At 65.5% G+C, this 19,173-nt stretch carries 20 protein-coding genes; 9 read left to right on the forward strand and 11 right to left on the reverse strand.

Features of this window, described 5'->3' with window-relative positions; translation table 11 throughout:
* Window positions 1-8 precede the first annotated feature (8 nt).
* The 6 genes from pobA to pcaD are packed head-to-tail and all read right to left on the reverse strand — an operon-like array spanning window position 9 to window position 4,831.
* Entirely contained in the window at window positions 9-1,181 is a 1,173-nt protein-coding gene (gene pobA / locus FJW07_RS08770) for a 4-hydroxybenzoate 3-monooxygenase (protein WP_140855832.1), read from the reverse strand.
* Entirely contained in the window at window positions 1,181-2,233 is a 1,053-nt protein-coding gene (locus FJW07_RS08775) for a 3-carboxy-cis,cis-muconate cycloisomerase (RefSeq protein ID WP_140856216.1), read from the reverse strand. Before FJW07_RS08775 ends, pobA begins: the two co-directional genes overlap by 1 nt.
* A gap of 11 nt (window positions 2,234-2,244) precedes the next feature.
* Window positions 2,245-2,859: a protocatechuate 3,4-dioxygenase subunit alpha gene (gene pcaG, locus FJW07_RS08780; RefSeq protein WP_140855834.1), complete on the reverse strand. Its 615-nt coding sequence runs from the start codon at window positions 2,857-2,859 to the stop codon at window positions 2,245-2,247.
* Entirely contained in the window at window positions 2,859-3,611 is a 753-nt protein-coding gene (gene pcaH, locus FJW07_RS08785) for a protocatechuate 3,4-dioxygenase subunit beta (RefSeq protein ID WP_181166955.1), read from the reverse strand. The genes pcaG and pcaH overlap by 1 nt, the downstream gene beginning before the upstream one ends.
* A complete protein-coding gene (gene pcaC / locus FJW07_RS08790) occupies window positions 3,604-4,002 on the reverse strand; it encodes a 4-carboxymuconolactone decarboxylase (RefSeq protein ID WP_140640091.1) in 399 nt (132 codons plus the stop codon). Before pcaC ends, pcaH begins: the two co-directional genes overlap by 8 nt.
* Window positions 3,995-4,831, reverse strand: coding sequence for a 3-oxoadipate enol-lactonase (gene pcaD, locus FJW07_RS08795; protein ID WP_181166956.1), 837 nt, complete (start codon window positions 4,829-4,831; stop codon window positions 3,995-3,997). The genes pcaC and pcaD overlap by 8 nt, the downstream gene beginning before the upstream one ends.
* 68 nt (window positions 4,832-4,899) lie before the next feature.
* Here pcaD and pcaQ point away from each other — a divergent pair, with 68 nt between their 5' ends.
* The 8 genes from pcaQ (at window position 4,900) to FJW07_RS08835 (ending at window position 13,024) form a co-directional block, all read left to right on the forward strand.
* Window positions 4,900-5,817, forward strand: coding sequence for a pca operon transcription factor PcaQ (pcaQ, locus tag FJW07_RS08800; protein WP_140640095.1), 918 nt, complete (start codon window positions 4,900-4,902; stop codon window positions 5,815-5,817).
* Between the two features lie 181 nt (window positions 5,818-5,998).
* Window positions 5,999-7,315 carry an ABC transporter substrate-binding protein gene (locus FJW07_RS08805; RefSeq protein ID WP_140855837.1) on the forward strand — a complete coding sequence of 439 codons (1,317 nt, stop codon included), beginning with the start codon at window positions 5,999-6,001 and terminating at the stop codon, window positions 7,313-7,315.
* Window positions 7,316-7,343: 28 nt separating this feature from the next.
* Window positions 7,344-8,075, forward strand: coding sequence for an ABC transporter ATP-binding protein (locus FJW07_RS08810; protein ID WP_140856220.1), 732 nt, complete (start codon window positions 7,344-7,346; stop codon window positions 8,073-8,075).
* Window positions 8,072-8,800, forward strand: a complete 729-nt coding sequence (locus tag FJW07_RS08815) for an ABC transporter ATP-binding protein (RefSeq protein ID WP_140783631.1) — start codon at window positions 8,072-8,074, stop codon at window positions 8,798-8,800. Before FJW07_RS08810 ends, FJW07_RS08815 begins: the two co-directional genes overlap by 4 nt.
* A complete protein-coding gene (locus tag FJW07_RS08820) occupies window positions 8,797-9,693 on the forward strand; it encodes a branched-chain amino acid ABC transporter permease (protein ID WP_140855839.1) in 897 nt (298 codons plus the stop codon). The genes FJW07_RS08815 and FJW07_RS08820 overlap by 4 nt, the downstream gene beginning before the upstream one ends.
* Entirely contained in the window at window positions 9,690-10,751 is a 1,062-nt protein-coding gene (locus FJW07_RS08825) for a branched-chain amino acid ABC transporter permease (RefSeq protein ID WP_140855840.1), read from the forward strand. The genes FJW07_RS08820 and FJW07_RS08825 overlap by 4 nt, the downstream gene beginning before the upstream one ends.
* Before the next feature lie 2 nt (window positions 10,752-10,753).
* Entirely contained in the window at window positions 10,754-11,539 is a 786-nt protein-coding gene (locus FJW07_RS08830; protein WP_140856222.1) for a coniferyl-alcohol dehydrogenase, read from the forward strand.
* 39 nt (window positions 11,540-11,578) lie between these two features.
* On the forward strand, window positions 11,579-13,024 hold the full coding sequence (locus FJW07_RS08835) for an aldehyde dehydrogenase (protein WP_140855842.1): 1,446 nt from the start codon (window positions 11,579-11,581) through the stop codon (window positions 13,022-13,024).
* Between the two features lie 4 nt (window positions 13,025-13,028).
* On the opposite strand, the gene FJW07_RS08840 is transcribed toward FJW07_RS08835, so the two are convergent.
* From FJW07_RS08840 to FJW07_RS08860, 5 genes are all read right to left on the reverse strand, one after another.
* Window positions 13,029-13,901, reverse strand: coding sequence for a sugar phosphate isomerase/epimerase family protein (locus tag FJW07_RS08840; protein ID WP_224600686.1), 873 nt, complete (start codon window positions 13,899-13,901; stop codon window positions 13,029-13,031).
* Window positions 13,885-14,661 carry an ATP-binding cassette domain-containing protein gene (locus FJW07_RS08845; protein WP_140656656.1) on the reverse strand — a complete coding sequence of 259 codons (777 nt, stop codon included), beginning with the start codon at window positions 14,659-14,661 and terminating at the stop codon, window positions 13,885-13,887. Before FJW07_RS08845 ends, FJW07_RS08840 begins: the two co-directional genes overlap by 17 nt.
* Window positions 14,658-15,644, reverse strand: a complete 987-nt coding sequence (locus FJW07_RS08850; protein WP_140706604.1) for an ABC transporter permease — start codon at window positions 15,642-15,644, stop codon at window positions 14,658-14,660. The genes FJW07_RS08845 and FJW07_RS08850 overlap by 4 nt, the downstream gene beginning before the upstream one ends.
* Window positions 15,645-15,770: 126 nt before the next feature.
* Entirely contained in the window at window positions 15,771-16,760 is a 990-nt protein-coding gene (locus tag FJW07_RS08855; protein ID WP_140855844.1) for a substrate-binding domain-containing protein, read from the reverse strand.
* 60 nt (window positions 16,761-16,820) lie between these two features.
* The gene (locus tag FJW07_RS08860; protein WP_140855845.1) at window positions 16,821-17,897 is read right to left on the reverse strand and encodes a LacI family DNA-binding transcriptional regulator; all 1,077 of its coding nucleotides are present in this window, start codon (window positions 17,895-17,897) and stop codon (window positions 16,821-16,823) included.
* 145 nt (window positions 17,898-18,042) lie between these two features.
* On the opposite strand from FJW07_RS08860, the gene FJW07_RS08865 reads away from it, so the two are divergent.
* Window positions 18,043-19,074, forward strand: coding sequence for a hydroxyacid dehydrogenase (locus FJW07_RS08865; RefSeq protein WP_140855847.1), 1,032 nt, complete (start codon window positions 18,043-18,045; stop codon window positions 19,072-19,074).
* Window positions 19,075-19,173 lie beyond the last annotated feature (99 nt).

Below are 19,173 nucleotides of genomic sequence, written 5' to 3' on the forward strand. Positions count from 1 at the left end.
CAGGCGGATCAATAGGGCAGACCGACGTAGTTTTCGGCCATTGCCGTGGATGCAGCCTTGGAATGCACGAGATAGTCGAGCTCGGCTTCCTGGATGCGTTGGCCGAACTCGCCTGTCTCGGGAAAACGGTGCAGGATCGTCGTCATCCACCAGGAGAAGCGCACCGCTTTCCAGACTCGCGCCAGCGCTTTTGACGAATAGGCGTCGAGCCCGGCCTCTGACTTCCCGTTGTAGAATTCGCGAAGTCCAGCAAACAGATAGCGCACGTCGCTGGCAGCGAGGTTGAGGCCCTTGGCGCCGGTCGGCGGCACGATATGGGCGGCGTCTCCGACCAGGAACAGCCTGCCGAAGCGCATCGGCTCGGCGACGAAGGAGCGCAGCGCCGCGATCGACTTCTCGAAGGACGGCCCAGTGGTGACGGCGGCCGCTATCCGCGGCGGCAGGCGTCCGCGCAACTCGTCCCAGAAGCGGTCGTCGGACCAGGCCTCGACGCGCTCATCGGCGGGAACCTGCACATAGTAGCGGCTGCGCTGCGGCGACCGCATCGAGCAGAGCGCAAAACCGCGCTCGTGATTGGCATAGACCAGTTCGTGGTCGGCCGGAGGCACCTCCGCCAGCACGCCCAGCCAGCCGAATGGGTATTGCCGCTCGAACGTCTTCAGCGCGCCTTCCGGCACCGATTTGCGGCTGACGCCGTGGTAGCCGTCGCAGCCGGCGATGAAGTCGCAGTCGATACGATGCGTGAGGCCGTCCTTGTCGTAGGTGACGAAGGGCGACGCGCCGCCGAAATCATGCAGCGCGACATTCGATGTTTCGAAGACGGTGGGGAGTCCCGCCGCTTCGCGCTTCTGCATCAGATCGAGCGTCACTTCGGTCTGGCCATAGACGGTGACATGCTTGCCGCCGGTAAGCGTTGTCATGTCGATGCGATGCGCGCGGCCATCGAAGGCGAGCGAGATGCCGGCATGCGGCAGGCCCTGGGCGTGCAGCCTGTCCGCCGCGCCCGCGTGGCCGAGCAGGTCGACCGTGCCCTGTTCGAGCACACCCGCGCGCACACGTCCAAGCACATGCTCGCGGCTCGACCGTTCAAGCATGATCGTCTCGACGCCAATGGTGGCGAGCAACTGACCGAGCAGCAGGCCGGACGGTCCGGACCCAATGATGGCGACCCGTGTGCGCATCAATGACCGAGGCTCTCGATCTGTCCGGCCAACTCGGCCGCAAGCCTGAGCGCGGCCGCGGTCGCCACGACCATCTGCGGCAGGATGAGCCATTCCAGCGTCCAGGCCGCGCCCGAGCGCTCCTGCTCATGCACCAGTGCCTGATGCATCCCGGAGAGCTGCGTGGCGTTGAAGCGCGCCAGCGCCACCAAAGCTTCCGCCTTCACCGGATTCTGCTTGTGCGGCATGGCCGAGGAACCGCCGCCGCCGGACAGCTTGATCTCGGAGCCCGTCTGCGCCATCAGCGCAACGTCCTGTCCGAACTTGCCGAGGCCGCCGGTCGCCAGCGACAGCCAGCCGGCGAATTCGGCAAGCGTATCGCGCTGGCTATGCCATTGCGGCGCATCGGCAAGACCGAGCTTGGCGGCGAGCGCGGCGCGCACCGCGCCGGCCTTGCCGCCGAGCTTTTCCAGCGTGCCTGCGGCGCCGCCGAACTGAACCACTAGCAACCGACCCGAGAGCTCTTTCAAGCGTTCCTGGTGACGCTCAAGCGGCACCCGCCACGAAACGACCCGATCGCGCGCAGTTATTTGTATTGCCGGCTGCATGCGCGTCGTCGCCATGAGCTCGCGGCTCCCGAAGTCCAGTTCCAGCCCGGTGAGGCGCACGATGTTCTCGCCGAGCAGCAGGCCGATATGGTCGACCGCGCCGCGCAGCCTGAGCACCAGCGCGCTATCGATGACATCCTGGCTGGTCGCGCCGAAATGAACGTGCGTATCGTGCGGCGCTCCGACAGCAGCCTTGATCTGGCGCACCAGTTCCGGCACCACGACGCCATCCTTGGCGACGCCCGCCTTCAGCTTGGTCGTATCCGGCCGGAACGATCCCAGTGCTTTCACGATCGCTGCCGCGGCATCACGTGGAATGACGCCGCATTCGGCTTCCGCCTCGGCCAGTGTCCGCTCGAAAGCGAGCATCGCAGCGATGTCGGCTTCGACGGAGAAATACCTGGCCGCCTCTTCGTCGCCGAGCAGGCCGGAAAGCAGCGGGTGATCGAAGGGCGAAACGGTCATGGCGGCCACGGTCAGCTGTCGAAGAAGACCGTCTCCTTTTCGCCCTGCAAATGGATATCGAAGACGTAGGTATTGCCCTGACGCTCGGCGATCAGCGTCGGCACGCGCAGGCGATGCTCGATGCGCGCAAGGATAGGGTCCGCGGCATTGGCCTTCTCCTCGTCGGAGAAGTAGAGCCTAGTGTGCAGGCCGATATTGATGCCGCGTGCCACGATCCACAGCGTGATATGCGGCGCCATCGGCCGCCCGTCGCGGAACGGTACCCGACCCGGCTTGATCGTCCGGAACAGGCAGACGCCCGTTTCCATGTCGGTCGGCTGCCGGCCCCAGCCCTGGAAGTTTGGATCGGCGGCGCCGCGCATCTCGGCCGGTGAGTTGTAGATCCCCTCGGCATCCGCCTGCCAGATCTCGACCAGCGCGTCCTTGAGCGGCGTGCCGGTGCCGTCGAGCACGCGGATGCGCAACTCGATGCGCTCGCCCTTGGTCTCACCGTTGACCATCGCCGAACCGAGGTCGCTCGCATAGACGCCGCCTATACCGCAGAAATTGGGCGTCAGCCCGATATGCACATAGGGTCCAGCGGTCTGCGAAGGGCTCTCCTTCAGCCGGTTGAGCGACTGCGTCATCAATTGCCCTCCGGCCTGTTCTCGAACAGCGTCGAGCGCCGCCCGCGCAGCACGATGTCGAACTTGTAGGCAAGCGCGTCCATCGGGATGGTCGACTGCATATCGAGCGCCGCGATCAGCGCCTCGACCGCGACCTTGTTGGAAATGCCGCCGACGATCGGACAGCGCCAGATCAGCGGATCGCCCTCGAAATACATCTGCGTGATCAGCCGCTGCGCGAAGCCGTGGCCGAACACGGAAAAATGGATGTGCGCCGGCCGCCAGTCGTTCGGCCCGTTCGGCCAGGGATACGGTCCGGGCCTGACGGTGCGAAACGCGTAGCCGCCGTCCTCGCCGGTGATGGTGCGGCCGCAGCCGCCGAAATTCGGATCGAGCGGCGCAAGATATCCGTCCTTCTTGTGACGGTAGCGGCCGCCTGCATTGGCCTGCCAGAATTCGAGCAGCACGCCAGGAACGCCCTTGCCGCGCTCGTCCAGCACGCGTCCATGAACGATGATGCGCTCGCCGATGGCGCTCTCGCCGGGTCTGGCGAAATTGTGGATCATGTCGTTGTCGAGCTCGCCGAGCATCGCGTGCCCGAACACCGGGCCGGTCAATTCCGACAGCGTGTTGTCGAACGACAGCAGCGCTTTCTGCGGCGAACGCAGCACCGAGCTTTTGTAGTTCGGCGTCAACGCTGGCGGATGCCATTGGCGGTCGCGCTGGAAGAAGGCGCCGGCTTCCGGCGCCTGGTTGGAGCCGGTCTCAGCCATGATCGGCTCCGTCCATCTGCGCGAACACCTGCTTGGCGATCTTGAAGGCGCGGTTGGCGGCCGGCACGCCGGCATAGATCGCGACATGCAGGAAGGCCTCGCAGATGTCGTCGCGCGAGGCGCCCGTATTGGCGGTGGCGCGCACATGCATGGCCACTTCCTCGTCATGGCCGAGCGCTGCAAGCAGCGCCAGCGTCACGATCGAGCGCTCGCGCTTCGACCAGCCGGGTCGCGCCCATACCGTTCCCCAGGCGGCTTCGGTGATCAACTGCTGGAAGGGCCGGTCGAAATCGGTCGCTGCATCCTCGGCGCGGTCGACATGCGGACTGCCGAGCACGGAGCGGCGGACCTCGAGCCCGGTACGGTAGCGGTTCTTCGTGACATCATCCATGAGCAGACTTTCCCTCAGGCAATGAGGCGACGAAATCGCGGATCAGAGTGACGAGCGCTTCGGGCTGCTCGATACACGGGATATGCGCGGCATCGCGGATCACTTCGAAGCGTGCGCCGGGGATCATTCCGGCCAGCGAGCGGACAAGATCCGGCGGCGTCGAACCGTCCTGGTCGCCGACGATGCAAAGCGTCGGCACCGCGATGCGTCGCGCGCTGTCGGTGAAATCGGCATCGCGCACCGCCATGCATGTGCCGATGTAACCAGGCAGTGCCTGCCTGGTCAGCATGTTGCAGCAGCCGGCCAGGTCCGCCGCACGCTTGGCATGGAATTGCGGCGTGAACCACACTTTCATGATGCCTTCGGCGATCGCCTCGATGCCGTCGCGCTCGACAGTCGCGATGCGCGTGTTCCAGCTTTCGGCGGTGCCGATCTTGTGCGCCGTGTCGCTGAGGATCAGAGCCTCTACACATTCGGGATGGCGGGCATAGAGCCGCTGCGCAATCATGCCGCCGACGGACAGGCCGAAGAGCACGACCTTGTCGAAACCGAAATGGTCGATGAGGGCTGCCAGATCATCAACATGGTCGTCGATGGAACGTACGCCGCCGCCGAAGTCCGACAATCCGTGGCCGCGCTTGTCGTAGACCAGCATCGGCATTTCACCAGCAAGCCGCGCGACGACGTCGTCCCAGATGCGGAAATCGGTGCCCAGCGAATTGATGAAGACGATCGGACGCGACGTGCCGGGCGCCTCGATATGGCGGTGGTGCAGCGTGACGCCGCCTATGCTGACGAATGGCACGATTTCGATCCTCCGAAGCCACATTGCACGAGCGGTTTGGTTCGGTAAAATGATATTTTGCGGCGTTTCATTAACTCTGAGGTTATCGAACCATGGCCGAAAGCCGGATCCGCTTCCGCCATCTTCAGGCGTTTCTCGAAGTCGCGCGGCAAGGCAGCGTCGCGCGCGCGGCCGACTTCCTGCATGTCAGCGCGCCGGCCGTGACCAAGACCTTGCGTGAGCTCGAAGAAGCGCTCGGCATAGCCGTGGTCGAGCGCGACGGGCGCGGTATCCGTGTCACGCGTCTCGGCGAAATCTTCCTTGGACATGCCGGCTCGGCGATTTCGGCGCTGAAACGCGGCGTCGATTCCGTGCGCCAGGACGGCGCCCTCAATCGCGACCCGATCCGCATCGGCGCGCTGCCGACCGTATCGGCGCGGGTCATGCCGCTCGCCATGAACCTGTTCCTCGAGGAAAACACCGGCGCCGCGCTCAAGATCGTCACCGGAGAGAATGCGGTGCTGCTCGAACAGCTGCGCGTCGGCGCGCTCGATCTCGTCGTCGGCCGCCTCGCGGCGCCGGAGCACATGACCGGCTTCTTCTTCGAGCACCTTTATTCCGAGCAGGTGCTGTTCGTGGTGCGGGCCGGACATCCCCTGGCCGAGCCGGACGCCGACATCTTCGCGCGGCTTGACGAGTTTCCCGTCCTGATGCCGACGCGGGAATCCGTCATCCGGCCTTTCGTCGACCGGCTTTTCATAACCAACGGCATGACTGCGCCGGCCACGGAAATCGAAACCGTTTCCGATTCCTTCGGCCGCTCCTTCATGCGCCAGAGCAACGCGGTATGGATCATCTCGGCGGGCGTGGTCGCCAACGAGATCGCCAGCGGCGCCTTCGTCGCCTTGCCGGTGGATACGGCGGAGACCAAGGGGCCGGTGGGCCTGACCATGCGCACCGACACCGCGCCCTCACCCGCCTTCACCATCCTCTTGCAGACGATCCGCGAGGCAGCACGGCACCACGCCTGACGATCGGCCTGTCGGTTCGAATTCCACTAACCCAGGGGTTAATGAAACACCGTAAAATATCATTTTACCGAACCAAACCGCTAGTGCAATGTGGCCTTCGGAGGATCGAAAGCCGTGCCGTCCGGCCGCAAACGGAAGACCCGTTTGCCGCCGCGTCGAACGGCGACTGAGGGAGGAGCAGATGTCTCATATTATCGGCAGCAAACCCGCTCTGTCGGGCATTTCACGGCGCCAGTTCATCGCCACTTCGGTGGCCGGCGGCGCGGCGCTGGCATTCGGCCGCGGCAGGGCCTTCGCGCAAGCCGCCGACACGCTCAAGGTCGGCTTCGTCAGCCCGCGCACCGGCCCGCTCGCCGGCTTCGGCGAGACCGACGGCTACGTGCTGGATCTTGCCCGCAAGGCCCTGGCCAACGGTATCGAGCTTGGCGGCAAGAAATACAGCGTCGAGATTGTCGACCAGGACACCCAGTCGGATCCGTCCCGCGCCGGCCAGCTCGCCAAGGACCTGATCAACAACCAGGCGATCGACCTGATGCTCGCCGTCTCGACGCCGGAGGTCATCAATCCTGTGGCGGACGCGTGCGAGGCGGCCGGCGTGCCTTGCCTGTCGACGGTCATGCCGTGGGAGGCCTGGTATTTCGGCCGCGGCGCCAAGCCGGGCCAGCCCTCGCCGTTCAAATGGACCTATCATTTCGGCTTTGGCGTCGAGGAATTCTTCAAGGCCTATATCTCGCAGTGGAACCTGATCGAGACCAACAAGAAGGTCGGCGTCATGTATCCCAACGACGCCGACGGCAACGCCATCCGCGCCCATCTGGCGCCGTTGCTGGCCAAGCAGGGTTTCACCATCGTCGATCCCGGCGCTTACGAGACCGGCACCACCGACTATTCCTCGCAGATCGCGCTGTTCAAGCAGGAAGGCGTCGAGATCTTCAACTCCTTCCCGATCCCGCCCGACTTCGCCGCCTTCTGGCGCCAGGCCGCGCAGCAAGGCCTGACCCGGCAGATCAAGATCGCCCAGGTCGCCAAGACCGGCCTGTTCCCGTCCGACATCGAGGCGCTCGGCGACCTCGGCATGAAGATTTCGAGCGCCGCCTATTGGCACAAGGCTTTCCCCTACAAGTCGTCGCTGACCGGCGTTTCGGGCACCGAGCTTGCCGATGGCTATGAGGCGGCGAGCGGCAAGCAATGGACGCAGCAGCTCGGCGCCTCGATGTCGTTGCTCGATGCCGGCTTCGCAGCTCTTAAGGCAAGCGCCAACGCCAAGGACAAGGCGGCTGTCGCCAAGGCGCTGAGCACGCTCAAGACCGAGACCATGGGCGGCAAGGTCGACTTCACAAGCGGCCCGGTCCCCAATGTCTCGCCCGGCCCGATCATCGGCACGCAATGGGTCGCCGCCAAGGAAGGCTCGAAATTCCCGCTCGACTATGTCGTGACCGAAAACGCCACCGACCCGAACGTGCCGGTCGAGGCCAAGCTCCAGCCTTACAACGGCTGATCTGTCGAGGGACCGCATCGTGAACGCCATGCCCAACGGTGCGATCCTCAGCGCCGCCGGCATCCACAAGCGCTTCGGCGCGCTTGTGGTGCTCGACCACATCGACTTCGCCATGGGCGCCGACGAGGCGGTCGGCATCGTCGGCCCCAACGGCGCCGGCAAGACCACGCTGCTCAGCGTGCTCTCCGGCGCCTATCCGCCGAGCGCCGGAACGATCGCCTTCAAAGGCGATGACGTGACCGCCTTGCCGGCAACGCGGCGCTGCCGGCTGGGCCTGGTGCGCACCCACCAGGTGCCAAAACCCTTCGGCGGCATGACCGCTTTCGAGAATGTCTTCGTCGCTGCCTCGCACGGCGCCGGGCTCGGCCGCGACGAGGCCTATGACGAAGCGCTCGGCTCGCTGAGGCTGTGCGGCATGCTTGGCGTCGCCAACCGGCGCGCCGAGACGCTCGGCCTGCTCGACCGCAAGCGGCTGGAACTGGCGCGCGCACTCGCCGCAAAACCGACGCTGCTTCTGCTCGACGAGATCGGCGGCGGCCTGACCGACGGCGAGGCCAGCGAACTCGTCGAGACCATCCGCGAATTGCGCCGCCGCAAGATCGGCATCGTCTGGATCGAGCACATCGTCCACATCCTGTTGCAGGTGGCCGAGCGGCTGATCTGCATGGATGCCGGGAAGGTCATCGCCGACGGCGAGCCGCAGGCGGTGATGGCCGATCCGCAGGTGATCAGCGCCTATCTCGGCGGAGGCCCGAAATGAGCCTGCTGTCGGTCGAGGATCTCGTTGTCCGGCATGGCCTGCTTCAAGCAGTGCGCGGCGTCAGCTTCGGCGTCGAACGCGGCGAGACGCTGGCGCTGGTCGGCGCCAACGGCGCGGGCAAGACGACATTGCTCAGGGCAATTGCCGGCGCGCATCAGGCAGCCTCCGGCCGCGTGGTCTTCGGCGGCGCCGACCTTTCCGGCGTGCCTTCGCATGAACGTGTCCGCAAGGGCATCGCCCTGGTGCCCGAGGGCCGGCGGCTCTTCGTGCAGATGACGGTCGAGGAAAACCTCCTGCTTGGCCGCAGCGCCGGTCGTCCCGGCGAGTGGAGCGTCGAGCGCGTGCTCGAAACCTTCCCCAACCTCAAACCGCGCCGCCACGCCAAGGCCGGGCATCTCTCGGGCGGCGAGCAGCAGGCGACGGCGATCGGCCGCGCGCTGATGAGCAATCCCGACCTCCTCCTGCTCGACGAAGTCTCGCTCGGCCTGTCGCCGCTGGTCGTCGACCGCGTCTACGCCTCGCTGCAGGGGCTGATCAGTTCCGGCACGACGATCATCCTCGTCGAACAGGATCTCAACCGCGCACTCTCCGTCTCCAGCAAGGTCATCTGCATGCTGGAGGGCCGGATCGCGCTCGCCGGCGACAGCAAGACCGTTTCGCGCGACGAGGTGACCAAAGCCTATTTCGGCCTGCACCGGAAAGGCGCCACAGGCGTGCCGGCATGATGAACCAGATCGTCCAGGGCATCCTGCTTGGCGGCTACTACGCGCTGATCGCCTGCGGCCTCTCCTTCATGTTCTCGGTGATGCGCATCATCAACCTGGCGCATGGCAGCCTCGCCGTGCTGTCGGCCTTTGCGCTATGGCTGCTCGCATCGCGCTTCCACATCCCGCCCTTCCTCGGCTTGCTCATCGTGCTGCCGTTGATGGCCGCGATCGGCTGGGCCTTGCAGCGCTTCCTGCTCGAGCGCAGCGCGCGCGGTGGCGCGCTGCTGCCGATCCTCACCACCTTCGGTCTCGCCATCGTCATAGACAATGTGCTGTTCGAACAGTTCGGCGCCGACACGCGCTCGCTGGCGCCTTTCATAGGCAGCCTGTCCTACGATTCCTGGGAATGGCCGGGCAGCATCTATGTCGGCAAGCTCGCGGTCATCATCTTCGTCGCCGCCGTCGTCCTGCTCGGCGGACTGCAGTTGTTTCTGACCCGCACCGGGCTCGGCCGCTCGATCCGTGCGACTTCGGAAGACCCGGATACGGCGGGGCTGGTCGGCGTCGATGCGCGCCGCGCCAACGCCATCGCCGCGGCGATCGCCATGGTCACCGTCGGTCTCGCCGGCGCCTTCCTCGGCATGCGCGCCACCTTCGATCCCTATGCCGGCGCCACGCAACTTCTGTTCGCCTTCGAGGCGGCCGTCATCGGCGGCGCCGGTTCGCTCTGGGGAACGCTGATCGGCGGCATCGTCCTGGCGCTCGCCCAGACGCTCGGCGCCAAGATACATCCGCAAGGTTTTCTCATCGGCGGCCATGTCGCTTTCCTGATCGTTCTGTTCATCCGCCTCTACACCTCAGGTCTCGGCCTGCGCGGCTTGCTGCGCATCTCCATGGGGAAGGCATCATGAGCGCCGCCTCCCCTGTCATCGAGCGCGGCACCGCCGCCTCGCGCTTTGCCGGCATCGGCGTGGCGGCCGTCATCCTGCTGCTCGCCATCGCGCCGCAGTTCCTGTCCGCCGGCGCCGTCGACCGCATGACCGCTTTGTTCATCTATGTGATCCTCGCCGCCATGTGGAACGCGCTCGCCGGCTTCGGCGGACTGGTGTCGGTCGGCCAGCAGGTGTTCTTCGGGCTCGGCGCCTATTTCGCCATCCGGCTCGCCAATGCCGGGCTCAATCCGTTCGTCTCGCTCTTCATCTCGGCGGTCATTGTCGGCGCGGTGTCCTGGCCGATCTCGCTGTTCATGCTGCGCTTGAAGAATGGCGAGTTCGCCATCGGCATGTGGGTGATCGCCGCCCTTACTCACCTGCTCGTCAATCTCGATCGGCTGATCCAGGGCGAGACCGGCACGTCGCTGATCTCGCTCAACGTCTACGATGCATCGACACGCAGGCTGACCATCTACTGGCTGGCGCTGGCATCGATGACGGCGCTGCTCGCGATCCTCTTCGGCCTGCTGCGCGGCAGCACCGGTGCGGCCATCCGCGCCATCCGCGACAATGAGGATGCGGCAGCCTCCGTCGGCGTGCGCGTCACCGGCACCAAGCGGCTGCTCTTCGTGCTCGCCGCCTTCGGCATCGGCGTTGCCGGCGCGCTGTGGCTGGCGACCGCGATCACCTTCCAGCCAAAGACCTATTTCAGCGTGCAGTGGACGGCCTACATGATCTTCATGGTGCTGGTCGGCGGCATCGGCACCTTCGAAGGCGCCATCCTCGGCGCGCTGCTCTTCTTCCTCATCGAAACCTGGTTCGGCGGCACCGGCGTCTGGTACCTGATCGGGCTCGGCGCTACGGCGCTCGTCTTCTCGCTGCTCTTGCCGCGAGGCCTCTGGGGCACGCTCGAGGAGCGGTTTGGCTGGCGCCTGCTGTCGGTCGGCTACCGCGTCAGGCTTCCCGCGGGGGCATCAAATCCGACCGGCGAGATTGCTTCGCCGCTGCAGACCACCGATTCTCGGGAGAAGGCATGAGCATCCTGTTAGGCAAGACGATCCTCATCACTGGCGTCGCCTCGGGCATCGGTGCGCGCACCGCGGAACTCGCCGGCCAACTCGGCGCCGACGTGATCGGCGTCGACATGCGCGAGCCGGCCGGCCACCAGGGCGTCTTCGTCCAGGCCGACATCTCGTCCAAGGCCGGCGTCGACGATCTCGTCGCGCGGCTGCCGCAGCGCCTCGACGCGCTCTGCAACATCGCCGGCCTCTCCGGCAACACCGGCGCCGCGCCGACGCTTGCCGTCAATTTCTACGGCCTGCGCGCGCTTTCCGAGGCGCTGGCGCCAAGGCTTCGCGAAGGCGGCGCCATCGTCAACGTCGCCTCCATCGCCGGTTATGGCTGGCGCGCCAATCTGAACCGCGCCGCCTCGATGGTCAGCGTCGAAGGCTTTCCCGACGTCGCCAAGGTGATCGCCGACCACGCCGTGAAGAACGAGGAAGGCTATCCTGTCTCGAAGGAGCTTTTGCTCCTGTGGACCTTCCGCGCCGCGCATCAGGACCTGTTCAAGAGCCGTGGCATCCGCGTCAACGCGGTCAGTCCCGGCCCGGTGGAGACGCCGATCCTCAAGCAATTCCGCAGCGTGCTTGGCGATGCCCGCGTCGACAGCGATATTGCGCGGGTCGGCCGCGCCGGCACATCGGGCGACATCGCGCCTGTGGTGCTGTTCCTGTGCTCGGACGGCGCGCGCTGGATCAACGGCGCCAACGTGCCGGTCGACGGCGGCCTCGAAGCATCAATAAACGCCGAAGTGCTCGGCTTCTGAGACAATCTGCAACGCCCGATCGCGAGCGAGGAGAGACCCATGGACATCGGACTTCTGATTGACGGCGACGAGCGGGCGGCGACCGGCAAAGCCTCCTATGAGCGCCTGGACCCATTCACCGGCAAGCTCGCGACGCGCGCCGCTGCCGCAAGCGTCGCCGACGCCAACGCGGCCGCCGATGCCGCGGCCGCTGCCTTCGATGCCTGGTCGAAGACCGGGCCTGGCGAACGCCGGGCGCTGCTTTCCAAGGCAGCCGACGTCATGGCCGCCAAGGTCGGCGAGTTCACGAAACTGATGATGGAGGAGACTGGCGCCACTGGCCCCTGGGCCGGCTTCAACGTCATGCTGGCGTCGAACATGCTGCGCGAGGCGGCGGCGATGACCACGCAGATTTCCGGCGAGGTTATTCCGTCTGACAAGCCCGGCACGCTTGCCATGGCGATCCGCCAGCCGGCGGGCGTGTGCCTCGGCATCGCGCCGTGGAACGCGCCGGTCATCCTCGGCACGCGCGCGCTCGCCATGCCGCTCGCCTGCGGCAACACGGTCGTGCTGAAAGCCTCCGAAATATGCCCCGGCACACACCGCCTGATCGGCCAAGTGCTGGTCGAGGCTGGCCTGCCCAAGGGCGTGGTCAATGTCGTCACCAACGACCCGAAGGACGCGGCGGCAATCGTCGAGGCGCTGATCGCACACCCGGCGGTGAAGCGCGTCAACTTCACCGGCTCGACCAAGGTCGGCCGCATCATCGCCGAGTTCTCCGGGCGGCATCTTAAGCCGGCCTTGCTTGAGCTCGGCGGCAAGGCGCCGCTGGTCGTGCTCGACGATGCCGACATCGACGCCGCGGTGAACGCAGCGACCTTCGGCGCCTTCATGCATCAGGGCCAGATCTGCATGTCGACCGAACGGCTGATCGTCGATGAGAAGATCGCAGACGAATTCGTCTCCAAGCTAGCCGCCCGCGCTTCGCAATTGCCGGCGGGCGACCCGCGCGGCCATGTCGTGCTCGGCTCGCTGATCAGCAGCGAGGCGGCCGACAAGATGGAAGATCTGATCGCCGACGCGACCGCCAAGGGCGCGAAATTGGCGGCTGGCGGCAAGCGCTCCGGCACGGTCGTCGAAGCAACGCTCCTCGATCACGTGACGCCCGCGATGCGCGTCTATGCGGAAGAGTCCTTCGGCCCGGTGAAGCCGGTCATTCGCGTGGAAGGCGAGGACGAGGCGGTACGCGTTGCCAACGACACCGAATACGGCCTGTCCTCCGCCGTGTTCAGCCGCGACATCCGCCGCGCCATGGCCGTCGCCGCGCGCATCCAGGCCGGCATCTGCCATATCAATGGCCCGACCGTCGGCGACGAGGCGCAGATGCCCTTCGGCGGCGTCAAGGGCTCAGGTTATGGCCGCTTCGGCGGCAAGGCATCGATCGCCGAATTCACCGACCTGCGCTGGGTGACGATCGAGGATCCCGGGCAGCACTACCCGTTCTGAGGGTTCACCCCAGCGTCAGCCCGGCCTTCCTCGCCTCCTCGCGCAAGAACGGCAGTCCGACCTCGATGACGTCGCGCGGATCCTCGGCCACCGGCCGCCACACGGCGAGCCCGCCGGCGATGTCGACATCGACATGGTTCATGCTTTCGAGCGTGATCGCGCCCTGATAGCCGATGTCGGCGATGGCCTTCATGCAGGCCGCCCAGTTCAGCATGCCACGCCCCGGCACGCCGCGGTTGGCTTCCGACACATGCACATAGCCGAGATAGGGCGCCGCCGCCTCGAAACCGGAAGCAAAGCTCTCTTCCTCGATATGCATGTGATAGGTGTCGAGATGAATGAAGATGTTGGGCGCGCCGATGCGCTCGATGATCTTTGCCGCGTCGATGCCGCGGTTGATCAGGTGCGTCTCGTATCGGTTGCAGGGCTCGATGCCGAGCTTCAGGCCGCGCGACTTCGCCGCCTTCGCCGCGCGTTCGAGGAAACGGCACATACCGTCGATTTCCCTTTGCGTCGGCGCGCGACCGGTGGTCTTGCCGATCGTGCCGTAGGTGACGCCGCCGAGCGCTTCCGCGCCGACCTCATTGCAGACCCGGAAAGCCGGTTCGAGGAAATCCAGCGCCTCGTCCGGCCGTTCGACCACATCGAGCGCGCGCGGCAGGCCGAGCGAGGGGACCAGTTCAACACGATAGTGATTGGCAAAGCTGCGCGTCCGCTTGGTGTCGATCTCCTCAGGCCGAAGCAAAGGGATCTCCATCAGCCCGATGCCGTATTCCTTGAGCCTGTCCATCTGCGGCTCGATGCGGGCAAGGTCCCAGACCGGTGCGATGGCGAAAGTGTGTAGTCCGAAGGTGTTCATGTCAGCCTCGTTGCTCATGCGCCGCCGCTGCGGCCGTATCGCCGCCGCCAACGATGCGGCTGACGACTTCGTTCATATTGGTGTTGGCGGTGACGAGATCGGCATCCGCCCTGCCGTGGCGCAGCACAACGATGCGATCGGTGACCGACAGCACGTCGTTCAGCCGGTGTGAGATCAGGATGACGGCGATGCCTTCCGACTTCAGCCGCCGGATGAGGTCGAGCACGCTCTGCACCTCGCGCACGGCCAGCGCCGCAGTCGGTTCGTCCATGATGACGAGCTTCGGATTGAAGGTGAGCGCCCGCGCGATCGCCACCGTCTGCTGTTGGCCGCCGGAGAACGAACCGACCGACCGGTTTATCGACGGCAGATGCGCACCCAGCCGCTCGATCATTTTCGACGCTTGGCGATCCATCTCGCTTTTGTCGACGAAGCCGGGGAACAGGCCGAACAGCCTTTTCGTCGGTTCGCGACCGAGGAAGATGTTCGACGCCACGTCCTGTTGCTTGGCCAAAGAAAGATCCTGGTAGATCATTTCGATGCCGAGGCGCCGCCGCTGACCGGGGTCCAGCGCCAGGATATCCTTGCCGTCGAACTCGATCGAGCCGGTGTCGGCACGGTAGATGCCGGTGATGGTCTTCATCAGCGTCGACTTGCCGGCGCCATTGTCGCCGACCAACCCGACCACCTCGCCGGCTGCGACCGAAAGGTCGACGCCATGCAGCACGTCGACCGCGCCAAAACTCTTGCGGATGTTGTGGAGCGAGAGCAGGGTCATACGCGCGACTCCTTCCGCACCTGGTATTGGTCGATGAAGACCGCGAGGATCAGCACCGCGCCGATCGCCATCTGCTGGTAATAGGATTGCACGGCAAGCAGCGTCAGCCCGTTCTGCAAGACGCCCATGATCAGCGCGCCGATCATGGTGCCGAGGATCGAGGCTCGGCCGCCGAACAGATTGGTGCCGCCGATGATCGCCGCCGTGATCGCGGTGAGCTCGTAGTTGATGCCGGCGGTCGGATCGCCGGCATTGACCCGGGCGGTGAACAGCAGGCCGGCAAGCCCGGCCAGCGCGCCCGACAGCGTGTAGATGATGCGGCGGTGATGCTCGACGCGGATGCCCGCGGCTCGCGCAGCACCTTCGCTATCTCCCAGCGCCAGCGTGTGGCGACCGAAACGCGTATAGGCAAGCACCGCATGGGCGACGATGGCCGTCAGCACCAGGATGATCACCGGCATCGGGACGCCGAACGGCCGCCCCTGCCCGATATAGACGATCTCGGGCGGCAGGCCATAGATCGCCCTGCCTTTCGAGATGACCAGCGCCAGACCGCGCGCCAGGCCCAGCATGCCGAGCGTGACGATGAAGGCCGGCACGAAGGCGCGGGTGACCAGCTGGCCGTTGATGTAGCCGGCGATCCCGCCGGCCAAGATGCAGGCGACCACCGCCAACACCGACGGCCAGCCGAGATTGACGGCGACGAAGGCGCCGGCCACGCCCGCAAGACCCATCACCGAGCCAAGCGACAGATCGAGCCCGCCCGAGCCGATGACGAAAGTAGCGGCGATCGCCAGCACGCCGATCGTCGAGGTCGCGAGCAGGATGTTGAGGAAATTGCTGAGCGACAGGAAATAGGGCGACAGCAGCGCCATCGCCGTGCTCAGCGCTAGAAGCACCACCAGCGACTCAAGTCTGATGTGGAGCCTTTCGACGGATGCGCGCTGCACCCGAGCCCAGAAGCCGGGCTGTTCAGAAGCCATGTCTTTGCACCTTGAGAGAGGCCAGTAAAGCAGTAGGCAGTAGGGCTTAGGCAGTAGGGAAAATAGGAGAGCGATCCGAGCGGCACGAACCGCTTACTTGCCTACTGCCTACTGCCTATTTCCTACTCACTTCACATATTGCAGCATCGGCTCCTTGCCGGCGTCGATCACGTCCTTGGTCAGCACCAGCGTGGGCACGGCGATGCTGTCCTCGACCTTCTCGCCGGCCAGCGCCTTCTTGACGTTCTCGACCGCCTGCTTGCCGACCAGATAGGGAAGCTGCGCAACCGAGGCGTTGAGGCGGCCTTCCTTGATCGACTTCACCGCGTCCGAATTGCCGTCGACGCCGATGATCGTCACCTGCGGACCCTTGCCGGCGGCGTAGACGGATTCCACGGCGCCCAGCGCCATGCCGTCATTGGCGCAGAAGATGGCGACGAGATCCGGATGCGCCGTCAGCGTGTCGGTGGCGATCGAGGCGGCCTTGCCGCGATCCCAGTCGCCCGGCAGCGAGGCGACGATTTCGAGCCCTGGCGCCAGTTCCTTGAGCTTGTCGGCAAAGCCCTTGGCGCGTTTTTCGCCGGTGATGTTGCCGGAAAGGCCTTCGATCACCAGCACCGGACCTTTGGCGTCCTTGCCCAGCTTGTTGGCGAGGTATTCGGCGCCCTGCGCGCCGGCGGCGATGTTGTCGGAGCCGATATGGAAGGTCACCTTGACGCCTTCCTTGTCCAGCACCGCCTGGTCGAGATTGTTGTCGAGGTCGACGATCTTGATGCCGGCGTCCTGCGCCGACTTCAGGCAAGGCAGAAGGTTGGTCGAGTTGATCGCGGCGGTGATCATCGCCACCGGCTTGCGCTCGAGCATCGTGTTGCAAAGGTTGAGCTGCGGCTCGGCCGCCTGGTCGCTCTCGGCCGCCTGCTGGAAATATTTCACGCCGGCTTCCTTGGCGCCGTCAGCGACGCCCTGCGCCATCGCGCCCCAGAACGGATTGGCCAGTGTCTTCATCAGCACGCCATATTCGCCGTCCTCGGCTTTGGCGGTACCGGCGGCGGAAAACGCAAGCGCGATACCCATGGCAAGGGTAAATCGATTTATCCTCAAGAAATGCGATGTCATTCGATCCTCCGTTGATCCTTGGCGCCGGATGCCTCGGCCAGGGCCGGCGCTAGCTTCCGTTCACGACAATGGGGGCTGTTGTCGGTCTCCTCCCCCGGAATGCGGACCGCTGCCTGGCGAGCCAACGGATTCCCGCATCAACACCTGGCAGGGCTCGAGCCGCGCCGTGGGTGGTCCCACGGCGCCCTCGACCCTGCGAAACAAAAGGTTCATCGCCTCGCTGGCGATCTGGCGCACCGGCTGCACCACTGCGGCGATCGCCGGCCATGTCACCTGCATCCATTCCGCATCGTCGAAGCCGACCAGCGAGATGTCGTTCGGGCAATGCCAGTCACGCCGGCGGAACTCGGACAGCGCGACGAGCGTGCCCTTCAAGAGCAGCGAATAGACGGCGGTCGGCCGCTCGCCCCTGGCAAAGTAATCGCGAAGCGAGGACCTCAGCGGCTCGACGCTGACTTCCGAGGTGATGACGTCGATGCGCACCGATGGGTTGAGCGCCAGCGCTTGTGCGCGAAAACCCTCGAGGCGGGCGCGCACGGTCGCCGCCTGCTCGGCAAGGCCGATGACGAGGATATGGCTGTGGCCCTTGCCGACCAGCATCCGCGCCACCTCGGCGCTGGCGGAGGCGCTGTCGGCCGATACCGTATCGAAGGCGTCGTCGGATAAGACGCGGTCGATCAGCACGCCGGTCATGCCGTGGGCTTTCATGAAGGCGGCCGCCGGCCCATGCTCGTTGCGCACCGGCGCCAGCACCACGCCGGCAACGCGCCAGTCATGCATGCGGGCGAGGATCTCTTTCTCGCGCGCTTCGGATTCTCGACTGGAGGCGGCCACGAGCGTGTAGCCGCGCTGTTCTGCAAGCCCTTCGAGCTCGGTGACCATCTGGCCGAAGAACTCGCTCTCGAACTCGGGCATGATGGCGCCGATGATGCGGCGCTTGGCGCGACGCATGTCGGAGGCTAAAGGGTCGACGCGATAGCCCAGACGCTCGACGGCGTCGAACACACGCTGCGCGTTTTCCGGCTTGACCGTGGTGACGCCGGCCAGCACCTTGGAGACAGTGGCCGCGGACACGCCGGCATGACTTGCCACGTCGTGGATCGACGGACGCCGCTGCCGGATTTGGTGTTGTGCCATTGACCTCCTCCCGAGGGCAGGCAGCCGATTTTCTGCCTCGCTATTGTAATCGATAAATCGATTTTTCGTTCTTGTAAATCGTTTCATCGGGAGTAAGACTTGAATGCGTGATTGACGCGATCCAATCGCGCCCGGAGGAAAAAACATGCCCGACAAAGCCTTGCCGCTGGTCATCAGCGCGCCCGAACCGCGCACATTGGAGCTCATCTTCACGCCGCCACAGCTGGCGCGCCTGCGCAAACACTATCGCATTGTCGAGACCACCCCGGAAGGCGTTGCCGCCTTGCCCGCCGATACTCTGGCCGAGGCGCGTTTTATCATCGGCCAGCCGCCGATTTCAGCTGAGACGCTGGAGAAGCTGAAGACGCTGCGCTGCATCTTCAATGTCGAGACGAACCTGCTCAACAACATGCCCTATGAGACGCTGTTTGCGCGCGGCATCCATGTCGTCACCACGGGCCTGGTCTTTGCCGAGCCGGTCGCGGAGCTCGGCCTTGCCATGGCGCTGAATCTCGCCAGAAACATCGTCGACGCCGATCTCGCCTTCCGGCAAGGCAAGGAGCTCTGGGGCGGCGACGGCAACCAGACCGCGCGGCTTCTCTCCGGCGCCGATGTCGGCATCATCGGCTTCGGCGATCTCGGCCGCGCGCTCAACCGGTTGCTGACCGGCTTCCGCACCCGCACCAAGGTCTACGATCCGTGGCTGCCGCCGTCGATCCTGATCGACAATGGCGTCGAGCCGGCCTCGCTGGGTGAGGTGTTGTCGCAAAGCGACTTCGTCTTCGTCGTCGCTTCGGTCACCAGCGAGAACCAGGGTTTCCTCGGCGCGGACGCATTTGCCAAAATGCGCAAGGGCGCGGCCTTCATCCTGCTCAGCCGCGCCGGCGTCGTCGATTTCGCGGCACTCATGGCGGCGGTGAAGAGCGGCCATATCATTGCCGCAAGCGACGTCTTCCCGGAGGAGCCGCTGGCGCAGGACCATCCTGTCCGCGCCCTCCCCGGCTTCCTGCGCTCGGCGCACCGCGCCGGCGCGCTCGACATCGCCTTCAAGCGGATGGGCGACATGGTGCTTGAGGACATGGACCTCATCGACCGCGGCTTGCCGCCACTGCGCTCCAAGCGCGCCGAGCGCGAGACGGTTTCGCGCATGCGCTCCAAGCCCGTCGACCGGAATTGAGCTGAAACAAGCCGCCTAAAGCGTGCAGAGCCGAAGCGCGTCGCGGGCGATTTGCCAAGCCGTCTCCACACGCCGCCGGGCCGCGGCCTCCGCCGCTTC

It is taken from the genome of Mesorhizobium sp. B3-1-9, from assembly GCF_006439595.1.
Taxonomy (GTDB): Bacteria; Pseudomonadota; Alphaproteobacteria; order Rhizobiales; family Rhizobiaceae; genus Mesorhizobium.